11 protein-coding genes are annotated in these 12299 nt (G+C 69.3%); 7 read left to right on the top strand and 4 right to left on the bottom strand.

The features are described 5' to 3' along the window. Positions 1-62 precede the first annotated feature (62 nt). Positions 63-1184, bottom strand: a complete 1122-nt coding sequence (locus tag G6N30_RS11850; protein WP_179965580.1) for a PQQ-dependent sugar dehydrogenase — start codon at positions 1182-1184, stop codon at positions 63-65. A gap of 127 nt (positions 1185-1311) precedes the next feature. Here G6N30_RS11850 and G6N30_RS11845 point away from each other — a divergent pair, with 127 nt between their 5' ends. Further along, positions 1312-2142, top strand: coding sequence for a DoxX family protein (locus G6N30_RS11845; protein WP_134052984.1), 831 nt, complete (start codon positions 1312-1314; stop codon positions 2140-2142). 9 nt (positions 2143-2151) lie between these two features. On the opposite strand, the gene G6N30_RS11840 is transcribed toward G6N30_RS11845, so the two are convergent. Next, a complete protein-coding gene (locus G6N30_RS11840) occupies positions 2152-2550 on the bottom strand; it encodes a PH domain-containing protein (RefSeq protein WP_134052982.1) in 399 nt (132 codons plus the stop codon). 267 nt (positions 2551-2817) lie between these two features. Between G6N30_RS11840 and G6N30_RS11835 the strand changes: the two genes are divergently transcribed. The 3 genes from G6N30_RS11835 to ilvC are packed head-to-tail and all read left to right on the top strand — an operon-like array spanning position 2818 to position 6252. After that, entirely contained in the window at positions 2818-4686 is a 1869-nt protein-coding gene (locus tag G6N30_RS11835) for an acetolactate synthase large subunit (protein WP_134052980.1), read from the top strand. Continuing rightward, on the top strand, positions 4686-5204 hold the full coding sequence (gene ilvN, locus G6N30_RS11830) for an acetolactate synthase small subunit (RefSeq protein ID WP_134052978.1): 519 nt from the start codon (positions 4686-4688) through the stop codon (positions 5202-5204). The genes G6N30_RS11835 and ilvN overlap by 1 nt, the downstream gene beginning before the upstream one ends. 46 nt (positions 5205-5250) lie before the next feature. Continuing rightward, on the top strand, positions 5251-6252 hold the full coding sequence (gene ilvC, locus G6N30_RS11825) for a ketol-acid reductoisomerase (RefSeq protein ID WP_179965625.1): 1002 nt from the start codon (positions 5251-5253) through the stop codon (positions 6250-6252). A 45-nt stretch (positions 6253-6297) separates the two neighbouring features. Here ilvC and G6N30_RS11820 read toward each other — a convergent pair whose 3' ends face one another. Further along, positions 6298-7746 carry a phytoene desaturase family protein gene (locus G6N30_RS11820; RefSeq protein ID WP_179965624.1) on the bottom strand — a complete coding sequence of 483 codons (1449 nt, stop codon included), beginning with the start codon at positions 7744-7746 and terminating at the stop codon, positions 6298-6300. An 80-nt stretch (positions 7747-7826) separates the two neighbouring features. Here G6N30_RS11820 and serA point away from each other — a divergent pair, with 80 nt between their 5' ends. From serA to G6N30_RS11805, 3 genes are read left to right on the top strand one after another with little or no spacing between them, the layout of a single operon-like run. Further along, the gene (gene serA, locus G6N30_RS11815) at positions 7827-9413 is read left to right on the top strand and encodes a phosphoglycerate dehydrogenase (RefSeq protein ID WP_134052973.1); all 1587 of its coding nucleotides are present in this window, start codon (positions 7827-7829) and stop codon (positions 9411-9413) included. 2 nt (positions 9414-9415) lie between these two features. Continuing rightward, entirely contained in the window at positions 9416-10426 is a 1011-nt protein-coding gene (locus G6N30_RS11810) for a 3-isopropylmalate dehydrogenase (RefSeq protein WP_134055191.1), read from the top strand. Then, complete coding sequence (locus tag G6N30_RS11805; RefSeq protein ID WP_134052971.1) at positions 10427-11038, top strand: hypothetical protein; 612 nt, start codon at positions 10427-10429, stop codon at positions 11036-11038. Here the strand turns inward: G6N30_RS11805 and G6N30_RS11800 are convergent. After that, the gene (locus G6N30_RS11800; protein ID WP_134052969.1) at positions 10941-12218 is read right to left on the bottom strand and encodes an amidohydrolase family protein; all 1278 of its coding nucleotides are present in this window, start codon (positions 12216-12218) and stop codon (positions 10941-10943) included. The genes G6N30_RS11805 and G6N30_RS11800 overlap by 98 nt on opposite strands. Positions 12219-12299 lie beyond the last annotated feature (81 nt).

Genomic DNA, 12299 nt, shown 5'->3' with positions numbered 1-12299 from the left:
AGTGCGCTTCTCACATTCGAGAATCACATTACGGCCGGCGTGGCCGTCACCCGGTGGTTTCCCTAGGTGTTGTCGGCGTTGCTGCGCGGGAACCCGCCGCCCTGCGGGAAGAGGGGGAAGACCACGTCGTCGAGGCGCTCGGCGTCGCCCGCAGTCTTGTTCACGGTGGCACCCCACACGTTGCCGTCCGCCGACAGCGCCAGCGCCCAGGCGTGCCCGCGGGTGTCCTGGCGGATCACCTCGGGCTGGCCGGTCACCGCGCCGGTGTCCGGCGCCTGCCGCACCGCGACGGTCTGTTTGGTGTTGACGAGGTTGACCAGCACGGTGCCGTCCAGCGCGGCGCAGCCGGCGACACCCGGCCGATCGGGCCACGTCCACACCGTCGAGATCTTCGAGTCCTTCGTCATCTTCTGCAGCCGGTCGGCGGTGGGCGTGCGGTCGGTGACGTAGAGCGCACCGTCGGACGGGTCGATGCACATGCCACCGCCCGGGCCCAGCCCGCTCATCGCGGTGGTGGTCGGCGCCTGGTTGACCGTCGTGGGCTGCTCGATGCGCAGCACCTTGCCCGCCTGCGAGGCCGGATCGGCGGCGGCCGCCGGGTCACCGGCGTCCCCGGTCTGCACCAGCAGTGTGGTGGGGCTGGTGAAGATCAACGCACCGGTGTTGCCGGTGCCGCCCTTCGGAATGCCGGTCAGGATCGGCTTGGGCACATCGCCGTCGGCGATGCGCACCACCCGGTTGTCGGTCGGCGTGCTGACGTAGGCGTACATCAGCCGGTCCTGGGTGTAGGTGGGCGACAACACGATGTCCATCAGCCCGCCGTCGCCGGACGGGTCCACCGGGATCGTCGTCTTCACCTTCGGTTCGGCGCGCACCGACACCTCTTTGACCGCGCCGGTGGTGCGCTCGGCGACCAGCGCGGACTGGCTGTCCGGCAGCATGATCAACCCGCTTGTGCTCTCCAGGCAGCCCTGCATCACCCCGGGCGCCGGACACGCCTTGGGAAACGGTTTGGCGGGCAGGGGAGGGGGCGGCGGTTCCGACGACGTCGGGCCGGGACGCAGCTCCGGTTCCGTGGTGAACGGCTGCGACTGGGCGGCGTCGAACCGCGCGCAGGCCGACCCGAACAGCACCGTGACGCACAGCAGAGCTGCCACACCCGTGAGCGGACGGCGCGTTCTCATGCTGGCCAGGTTACGGATTCTCGGCGCGGACGCGCCACGCCGGTCGCGGCGCACACCCCGAAGACAACGGTAGAAGCGCCGTGGTAAATACACGATTCCGCGATGATCAGCACTTACCCTGGCAGGCGTGACCAGTCACCCCCAGGACGCGCGCACCTGGCAACGGCCCGACGATCCGGCCCGGCCGACCTCGGCAAGCCTGGTCGACCCCGAAGACGATCTGCCGTCGTCGACCTACGGCGGAGATTTCGAGACCACAGCGATCCCGCGTTACGACTCGGACAAGGGTGCTCCGGCCCCTCCGGCGTTCGGGCTGATGAACGATCCCGAGCCGTTGCCGTACGTGCAGCCCGCTCCCAGCCACCCGATGATGCCGTACGGGGCGGAGCCGACCGAGATCGGTCCCGACGCCAACGACGAACACGTCAGGGCGGCGCGCCGGCGCGGCACCCAGGATCTGGGTCTGATGCTCCTGCGCGTCGGCCTCGGCGTCCTGCTCGTGGGCCACGGCCTGCAGAAGGCGTTCGGCTGGTGGGGCGGCCCGGGTCTGGGCGGCTTCCAGGAGTCGCTGGCCGAGGTCGGCTACCAGCACGCGAAGATCCTCACCTATGTCGGCGCCGTCGCCCAGATCGGCGCCGGGGTGCTGCTGGTGCTCGGGCTGTTCACGCCGGTCGCGGCGGCGATCGCGCTGGCCTACCTGATCAACGCGCTGCTGGCCGGTGTGGCGGGCCAGTCCGAGGGGTTCCCGTTCTTCCTGCCCGGCGGCTTCGAATTCCAGGTGACGTTGATCGTGGTCGCCGCCGCGCTGATCCTGACCGGCCCCGGACGCTACGGATTCGACGCGGGCCGAGGCTGGGCACGCCGCCCGTTCGTCGGGTCGTTCGTCGCGCTGCTGCTCGGGATCGGGCTGGGTGTCGCGATGTGGGTGCTGCTCAACGGCGCCAATCCCCTGGCGTAGCCGTACGCCTCACGCGTACGGGTTGGGCACCCGTCCGCCGCTGGCCGCGGTCAACTGCGGCAGGGTGGCGAAGGTCACCGCGGGCAGCCGCAGCTCGGAGCCGTCGCTGCGGGTCGCGCGCGCCCAGTTCGCCTTGCTGAACTTCAGACCCTCGATGTCGTCCCACGCCACCGTCTGGCTGCCCAGCAGGGTGCGGGCGGTGACGGTGTCGCGGTCGGCGACGGTCCGTAGCCGCATGACGAGCAGTGACGCCAGCACGGGGATCACGAGCAGCGGAGCGAACCAGCGCGGGTTGGCCAGCACGATCGACATCAATCCGAGGGTGAAGAAGCCGACGGCCAGATGTGCCGTCCGCGGGATCCGGATGACCACCGGAGCGGTGCGGGCCGACGCGTCAGAAGAGCTCACCCCACCAATTCTGGCACCGCTCGCGACCACCTTCGTCACCCATGACCGCAATTTGACCAGTGACCAGTGCGGAGGCTACCGTCGAGTGTTATGCAGACCCCTGGCATGCTCGTAGTAATTGGTTGGCGCGTTGATGCCGCGCTGGCCCTCTGCCGGGCATAGCCACCAGCATCGACGCGCCACCCTCGAACAGCAGCCCGCTGTCGGGGGTTTTTTCTTGCCCGAGAACGCGTCCACTCCACCAGGAAGAAACGACAAGAGGACACCGTGAGCGCACCGACCACGCGACCACCGCACCGGCCCACCCCGCCTGAGAGCGAGCAGGCCGTGTCGGCCGTCCAGTCGACCACCCCGAAGACGGTCCGGCCCCGCACCCTGGCGCCGGAACAGATGACCGGAGCCCAGGCGGTGATCCGGTCGCTCGAGGAGCTCGACGTCGACACCATCTTCGGCATCCCGGGCGGCGCCGTCCTGCCGGTCTATGACCCGCTATTCGATTCGCGCAAGTTGCGCCACGTGCTGGTGCGCCACGAGCAGGGCGCCGGCCACGCCGCCAGCGGCTACGCGCACGCCACCGGCAAGGTCGGCGTCATGATGGCGACCTCGGGGCCCGGCGCCACCAACCTGGTCACCCCGTTGGCCGATGCCCAGATGGACTCGATCCCCGTGGTCGCGATCACCGGGCAGGTCGGACGCGGGCTGATCGGCACCGACGCGTTCCAGGAAGCCGACATCTCGGGCATCACGATGCCGATCACCAAGCACAACTTCCTGGTGCGCAACGGCGACGAGATCCCGCGTGCCCTGGCCGAGGCGTTCCACATCGCCTCCACCGGGCGGCCCGGCGCGGTGCTCGTCGACATCCCGAAGGACATCCTGCAGGGGCAGTGCACGTTCAGCTGGCCCCCGCAGATCGACCTGCCCGGCTACAAGCCGAACACCAAACCGCACAACCGGCAGATCCGGGAGGCCGCGAAGCTGATCGCCGCGGCCCGCAAACCGGTGCTCTACGTCGGCGGCGGCGTCATCCGCGGCGAGGCCAGCGAGCAGCTGCTCGAACTGGCCGAGCTGACCGGTATCCCGGTGGTGACCACGCTGATGGCGCGCGGCGCGTTCCCGGACAGCCACTCGCAGAACCTGGGCATGCCCGGTATGCACGGCACCGTCTCGGCCGTGGCCGCCCTGCAGCGCAGCGACCTGCTCATCGCGCTGGGCACCCGCTTCGACGACCGGGTGACCGGCAAGCTGGATTCGTTCGCCCCGGACGCCAAGGTGATCCACGCCGACATCGACCCCGCCGAGATCGGCAAGAACCGCCACGCCGACGTGCCGATCGTGGGTGATGTGAAGGCCGTGATCACCGAACTGATCGAGGTGCTGCGCCGCGACAACGCCGTCGAGTCGATCAACATCGACTCGTGGTGGTCGTACCTGCGCGAGGTGCAGTCGACCTACCCGCTGAGCTACGGCCCGCAGAGCGACGGCAGCCTCTCGCCCGAGTACGTCATCGAGTCGCTGGGCAAGCTGGCCGGGCCGGACGCGATCTACGTGGCCGGCGTCGGACAGCACCAGATGTGGGCGGCGCAGTTCATCTCCTATGAGAAGCCCAAGACGTGGCTGAACTCCGGCGGTCTGGGCACCATGGGCTTCGCCGTGCCTGCGGCGATGGGCGCCAAGATGGGCCGCCCGGACACCGAGGTGTGGGCGATCGACGGCGACGGCTGCTTCCAGATGACCAACCAGGAACTGGCGACCTGCGCGATCGAGGGCATCCCGATCAAGGTCGCGCTGATCAACAACGGCAACCTCGGCATGGTGCGCCAGTGGCAGACGCTGTTCTACGAAGAGCGGTACAGCCAGACCGATCTGGCCACCCACTCCCGCCGCATCCCCGACTTCGTCAAGCTGGCCGAGGCCCTGGGCTGCGTCGGATTGCGTTGTGAGCGTGAGGAAGACGTCGTCGAGGTCATCAAGCAGGCCCAGGCCATCAACGACCGCCCGGTGGTGATCGACTTCACCGTCGGCGCCGATGCGCAGGTGTGGCCGATGGTCGCCGCCGGCACCGGCAACGACGAGATCATGGCCGCCCGCGACATCCGACCACTGTTCGACGACAACGACGAGGGGCACGCCTGATGGCCGGCGCAGAGAACGTCCGCACCCACACGCTGTCGGTGCTCGTCGAGGACAAGCCCGGTGTCCTGGCCCGTGTCGCAGCGCTGTTCTCGCGGCGCGGCTTCAACATCCAGTCCCTGGCCGTCGGCGCGACGGAGCAGAAGGACATGTCCCGGATGACGATCGTCGTCAGCGCCGACGAGGCGCCGCTCGAGCAGATCACCAAACAGCTCAACAAGCTGATCAACGTGATCAAGATCGTCGAACAGGACGAGGTCAACTCGGTGGCGCGCGAACTCGCGCTGATCAAGGTGCGCGCCGACGCGACCACCCGTGGTCAGGTCATCGAGGCGGTGAACCTGTTCCGCGCGAAGGTGGTCGACGTGTCGACCGAATCGCTGACCGTGGAGGCCACCGGCACCCAGGAGAAGCTCGACGCGTTGCTCCGGGTGCTCGAGCCGTACGGCATCCGTGAGATCGTGCAGTCCGGTGTGGTGTCGCTGTCGCGCGGTCCGCGCGGCATCGGCGCCGCCAAGTAGATCCCAAACCGCAAGTCAGAGAAGGAAATTACCAGTGGCAGTTGAGATGTTCTACGACGATGATGCCGATCTGTCCATCATTCAGGGACGCAAGGTCGCCGTCATCGGCTACGGCAGCCAGGGGCACGCGCACTCGCTGAGCCTGCGCGACTCCGGTGTGCAGGTGAAGGTCGGTCTCAAGGAGGGATCGAAGTCCCGCGAGAAGGTCAGCGAACAGGGCCTCGAGGTCGACACCCCGGCCGAGGTGGCCAAGTGGGCCGACGTGATCATGTTGCTCGCGCCCGACACCGCGCAGGCCGAGATCTTCAAGAACGACATCGAGCCCAACCTCAACGACGGCGACGCGCTGCTCTTCGGCCACGGCCTCAACATCCACTTCGGCCTGATCAAGCCGCCCGCCAACGTCACGATCGGCATGGTCGCCCCCAAGGGCCCCGGCCACCTGGTGCGCCGCCAGTTCGTCGACGGCAAGGGCGTGCCCTGCCTGATCGCCGTCGACCAGGACCCCAAGGGTGAGGGTCAGGCGCTGTGCCTGTCCTACGCCGCGGCCATCGGCGGCGCCCGCGCCGGCGTCATCAAGACCGATTTCAAGGAAGAGACCGAGACCGACCTGTTCGGTGAGCAGGCCGTGCTCTGCGGCGGCACCGAGGAACTGGTCAAGGCCGGCTTCGAGGTCATGGTCGAGGCGGGCTACGCCCCCGAGATGGCCTACTTCGAGGTGCTCCACGAGCTCAAGCTGATCGTCGACCTGATGTACGAGGGCGGCATCGCCCGCATGAACTACTCGGTGTCCGACACCGCCGAGTTCGGCGGCTACCTGTCGGGTCCGCGGGTCATCGACGCCGACACCAAGGACCGGATGCGCGCCATCCTCAAGGACATCCAGGACGGCACCTTCGTCAAGCGCCTGGTCGCCAATGTCGAGGGCGGCAACAAGGAGCTCGAGGGCCTGCGCAAGAAGAACGCCGAGCACCCGATCGAGGTCACCGGCAAGAAGCTGCGCGACCTGATGAGCTGGGTCGACCGGCCGATCACCGAAACCGCCTAAATACCTCTCGATTTCGGTGTAGTTGGTCGCGCTGAGCGCGACCAACTACACCGATTTCGCGTTTTCAGGGGCGAGCGAAGGCATGTCCGTGATCCCGAACTCGCGGCGCAGGACCGTTCGGGCGGCGTAGTAGCCGGCCATCCCGTGCACCCCGGTGCCGGGCGGCGTCGCCGACGAACACAGATAGGCCCCCGGGATCGGCGTGGTCCACGGGTTGAGCCGCAGGGTCGGCCCCACCATCGCGGCGAAGAGGGTCGCCCCGCCGACGATGATGTCGCCGCCGACGTAATTCGCGTTGTGCGAGGACATGTGCGCCGCCGGAACGCAACGGGCGCCGACGACCAGATCGCGGAAGCCCGGCGCGACGCGCTCGAACATCGCGGTCACCGTCTCGGTCAGGTCGGCCTGCGACCCCGACGGCACGTGCGCGTAGGTCCACAGGGGGCGGCGGCCCTGGGCGTCGATGCGCGACGGGTCCGCCAGGTGCGGTAGCGACGAGAGCGTCATCGGCCACTCGGCGTGCCGGCCCGCGGCGATCTCGCGTTCGGCCAGCGCCATCTGCGCCCGGCTGCCGCCCATGTGCACGGTGGCGGCGCCGGCGACCCGTGGGTCACGCCACGGGATCTCACCGGACAGCACGAAATCGACCTTGCAGACACCGGGGCCGTACCGGTAGCGGCGCAGGGCCCGGGCGTACCGCGGCGGCACCGCATCGCCGTAGATCCCGAGCAGCGCGGTCGGCGCGGTGTCGTAGATCGTCACCCCCGCCGGCGGTGCGGTCACACGCTCGCCGAGGACGAGTTCCCCGCCGTGCGCCTCGAGATCGGCGATCATCGCATCGGTGATCGCCTGTGTACCGCCCACGGGAACCGGCCAGCCCGCCGTGTGCGCGACCGTGCCCAGCATCAGCCCCGCACCGCTGTTCACCGGGGACGGCATGGTCTTGATGGCGTGCACGCCGACGCCGGTGAACAGCGCCCTGGCGTCCTCGCCGCGCAGCGACCCCCACAGCGGGCTGCCCTGGGCGAGGACCCGCAGGCCGGTCCGCACGGTCGTCGGCAGATCCGGCGGCAGCGAGCGTTTGTCGCCGAGGAAGAACCCGAGCACACCGTCGACGTGGTCGACGAGCGGCCCGAACAGCCGGCGCCAGGAATCGCCGTGATCGAGTTCGGCGCAGGTGCGCTCCAGCGACCGGTACGCCACGGCCGCCGACCTGCCCGGCAGCGGGTTGCCGTAGGACACCTCCGGCGCAACCAGGGAGACACCCCGCGCGGCCAGGTCGAACTCCGCGAAGAACGGTGACGCCACCCCGAGCGGGTGCACCGCCGAGCAGACGTCGTGCAGGACATCGGGGAACTCGGGGTCCACGGCGCTACGTGCCCCGCCGCCCGCGGTCGGCTGGGCCTCCAGCACCCGGACGGACAGCCCGGCGCGGGCGCAGATGACCGCGGCGGCCAGCCCGTTGGGCCCGCTGCCGACGACAGTGACGTCCACTTCGCTCATCTCCCCGCGTCGCTACATTCGCCACGTATCCTGCCCGCCGGTCCGAAACTACCGACCTTTAGGCTGACCGCGTGAGTCTCCCTGTTGTACTGATAGCCGACAAGCTCGCGGAGAGCACCGTCGCCGCCCTCGGTGACCAGGTGGAAGTCCGCTGGGTCGACGGTCCGGACCGCGAGAAACTGCTGGCCGCCGTCCCCGAGGCCGACGCGCTGCTGGTGCGCTCGGCCACCACGGTCGACGCCGAAGTCCTCGCCGCCGCACCCAAACTCAAGATCGTTGCCCGCGCCGGTGTCGGTCTGGACAACGTCGACGTCGACGCCGCCACCGAGCGCGGTGTGCTGGTCGTCAACGCACCGACATCGAACATCCACAGCGCCGCCGAACACGCGCTGGCGCTGCTGTTGTCCGCCGCCCGGCAGATCCCGGCCGCCGACGCGACGCTGCGTGCCCACACCTGGAAGCGCTCGTCGTTCTCCGGCACCGAGATCTACGGCAAGACCGTCGGCGTCGTCGGGCTGGGTCGGATCGGTCAGCTGGTGGCGGCGCGGCTGGCCGCCTTCGGCACCCACGTCGTGGCCTACGACCCCTACGTGTCCCAGGCGCGTGCGGCACAACTCGGCATCGAACTGCTCTCGCTCGACGAGTTGCTGGGGCGCGCCGACTTCATCTCGGTGCACCTGCCCAAGACGCCGGAGACCGCCGGGCTGATCGGGAAGGACGCGCTGGCCAAGACCAAGCCGGGCGTGATCATCGTCAACGCCGCGCGCGGTGGCCTGATCGACGAGCAGGCGCTGGCCGACGCCGTCACCAGCGGTCACGTCCGCGCCGCCGGTCTCGACGTGTTCTCGACCGAACCGTGCACCGACAGCCCGCTGTTCGAGCTGCCGCAGGTGGTCGTGACGCCGCACCTGGGCGCCTCCACCGCCGAGGCGCAGGACCGCGCGGGTACCGACGTCGCCGCGAGCGTGCGCCTGGCCCTGGCCGGCGAATTCGTGCCCGACGCGGTCAACGTCGGCGGCGGGGTCGTCGGTGAAGAGGTCGCCCCGTGGCTCGACCTGGTCCGCAAGCTGGGCCTGCTGGCCGGAACGCTGGCCACCGAGCCCACCACCACGCTCTCGGTGCGGGTGGCCGGGGAGCTGGCCGCCGAAGAGGTTGACATCCTTCGGCTTTCGGCCCTGCGCGGGCTGTTCTCGACGGTCACCGATCAGCAGGTCACGTTCGTCAACGCGCCGGGTCTGGCCGCAGAACGCGGTGTGCAGTCCGAACTGTCCACCGCCACGGAGAGCCCCAACCACCGCAGCGTCGTCGACGTGCGGGCGGTGGCCGCCGACGGCTCGGTGACCAATGTGGCCGGCACGCTGTCGGGTCCGCAGCAAGTGGAGAAGATCGTCCAGATCAACGGGCGCAACTTCGATCTGCGCGCCGAGGGCGTCAACCTGATCGTGAACTACATCGACCAGCCGGGTGCGCTCGGCAAGATCGGCACGCTCCTCGGCGGGGCCGAGGTCAACATCCACGCGGCTCAGCTCAGCGAGGACGCCGAGGGCCCGGGGGCGACGATCCTGCTGCGTCTGGACCGCGACGTTCCCGCCGACGTGCGGACCGCCATCGCCGAGGCCGTCGACGCCAAGACACTGGAAGTGGTTGATCTGTCGTGACCATGAACTTGGCGATCGTCGCCGGAGACGGTATCGGACCCGAGGTGATCGGCGAGGCCGTCAAGGTCCTCGACGCCGTCCTGCCCGACGTCGAGAAGACCAGCTACGACCTCGGTGCGCGGCGTTATCACGCGACGGGGGAGATCCTGCCCGACTCGGTGCTCGAGGAGCTCAAGGCTCACGACGCGATCCTGCTCGGCGCGATCGGCGATCCGTCGGTGCCCAGCGGTGTGCTCGAACGCGGTCTGCTTCTGCGCATCCGGTTCGCGCTCGACCACCACATCAACCTGCGGCCCGCCAAGCTGTACTCCGGCGTCACCGGTCCGCTGGCCGGTAACCCCGACATCGACTTCGTGGTGGTGCGGGAAGGCACCGAGGGGCCCTACACCGGCACCGGCGGCGCCATCCGCGTCGGCACGCCCCACGAGGTGGCCACCGAAGTCAGCCTCAACACCGCCTTCGGTGTGCGCCGGGTCGTCGAGGACGCGTTCCGGCGCGCCCAGCAGCGCCGCAAACACCTCACGCTGGTGCACAAGAACAACGTGCTGACGTTCGCCGGTGCGCTGTGGTGGCGCACCGTGCAGGAGGTGGGCGCCGAATACCCCGACGTCGAGATCGCCTACCAGCACGTCGACGCCGCCATGATCCACATCGTCACCGACCCCGGCCGGTTCGACGTGATCGTCACCGACAACCTGTTCGGCGACATCGTCACCGACCTCGCCGCCGCGGTGTGCGGCGGAATCGGGTTGGCCGCCAGCGGCAACATCGACGCCACGCGCACCAACCCGTCGATGTTCGAGCCTGTGCACGGCAGCGCCCCCGATATCGCGGGTCAGGGCATCGCCGATCCCACCGCCGCGATCATGTCGGTGGCGTTGCTGCTCGCGCACGTCGGCGAGACCGACGCCGCTGCGCGCGTCGACAAAGCGGTGGAGGCGCACCTGTCCGGCCGCGGTGACGAGAAGCTCGGCACCAGTGCGATCGGCGACCGGATCGTCGGCCTGCTGTAGGTGACCCTGGCGCGGCAGTGCTGGCTCTTTGCGATCGGCTCCACGCTGTTCGCGCTCGCCACGGTGCCGGGCTTCGCCGCGATCGCCGGAGCCGGTGCCGCCAACGCCCTGTGCTTCGCCGGTTCGTTTTTCTTCACCAGCGCCGCGTGGCTGCAGCTGACTCGGTCGAGAAGCGGGTCTCGCCTCGAATGGCTCTCGGCGGCAACCCAATTCATGGGCACCCTGCTGTTCAACGTGAGCACAGGAGCGGCCGTATGGGCGCATGCGGTGACCGAGCAGCGCCGTCTGGTGTGGGCGCCCGACGCCACCGGGTCGGCGGCGTTCCTCGTCAGCGGTGTGCTGGGGATCGTCGCGGTGAGCGTGACTGTCGGCTGGTTCGCCCCGAGATCGCGGGATTGGCAAGCGCAGTGGGCCAACATGGTCGGCTGCGTGGCGTTCGGCGTCTCGGCGCTGGGCGCGTTCGTCACACCGGCCGGCGTCACCGAGGACGCGCTGCTGGCCAACCTCGGCACCTTCATCGGGGCGCTGTGTTTCCTGGCGGCGGCGCTGCTGGTGCTGCCGCGGCGGCGGGCACGAACCCGCCGCGATCGATCGCCACTCGGCCCTCCTTGAGCACCAGCAGGATGTTCTCCGGCTCACCGAGCGCGTCGATGTCGGCCAGCGGATCACCCCGCACCACCACCAGATCGGCGAGCTTGCCCGCCGCCACGGTGCCCAATTGATCTGACAGACCGCACAATTGCGCCGACGCCGAGGTGCCCGCGACGACCGCCTGCATCGGGGTGAGGCCGCCGAAGCGGACGAGCAGGCCGAGTTCGCGCAGGTTCGTACCGTGTCGCGGACCGAGCCCCGCGTCGGTGCCGACGGCGATCTTCACCCCGGCGGCCGCCGACGCGGCGATCGACTCGTGGGCCAGCGCGTGCCAGCTCGCACTCTTGGCCTCCCCGGCCGCCGACGCGGTCACATCGGCCATGGTCTCCAGCAGGGTGGGCACCAGGAAGATGCCGGCGTCCACCATCTTCCGGCGCAGTCTCTCATCGAGTTGGTAGCCGTGTTCGATGCTGGTGACGCCCGCCTCCACTGCGGCCTCGATCCCGGCGTACCCGATCGCGTGCGCCGCCACTCGTTTGTGTCCGTAGGCGGCGGCTTCCTGCACCACGGCGGCGATCAATTCGGTTCGCATACCGAGCCATTCGGGTTGATCGCTGGGAGAGCTGACCCCGCCACTCGAGGCGACCTTGAGAACGTCGGCGCCCGCGGCGATCAGCTCCCGGGTACGCCGGCGCGCCCCCTCGACGGTGTCGACCAGCGAACCGCCGATCAACGGCGTCAGGTCGAGACCGGACGGCAGGTGGAAGTCGGCGTGGCCGCAGGTCTGACTCATCATGTTGATCGCCACCAGCAGGCGCGGTCCGTCGATGAGCCCGTGGCCGACCGCGTCCCGGACTCCGGCGTCGATGCCCATCAGATCGCGCGCGGTGGTGACCCCGTTGTGCAGGGTGACCCGCAGTCGTTCGATCAGCTGGAAGTGGAGATAGGACGGCGGGTGCAACGCCAGGTCGAGCGGGGTGGCGCCGGCACCGGGGAGGCTGAAATGCACGTGACAGTCGAAGAATCCGGGGCAGATCGTGTGCCCGCCGACGTCGACCCGGACGGCGTCATCTGCCGGTGCGTCGGAAAGTGTTCCCACCCAGAGGATGTGGCCGTCCTCGATCAGCACCGCGGCGTCGGCGAGCGGTGCGTCACCCGTCCCGTCGATGAGCGTGGCGTGGTGCAGCAGCAGGCGGTTCACGCCGTCAACCTAACCCACCGGGTCTCAGTCCTTCTGGTGAACCGATTCGACCGTGTAGAGGTGCGGGTCGAAGCCGACGGC

The organism is Mycolicibacterium litorale (genome assembly GCF_010731695.1).
In the GTDB taxonomy this organism is placed as follows: domain Bacteria; phylum Actinomycetota; class Actinomycetes; order Mycobacteriales; family Mycobacteriaceae; genus Mycobacterium; species Mycobacterium litorale.
The sequence above is the reverse complement of the archived record's forward strand: the minus strand, read 5'-3'. Positions and strand labels throughout refer to the sequence as shown.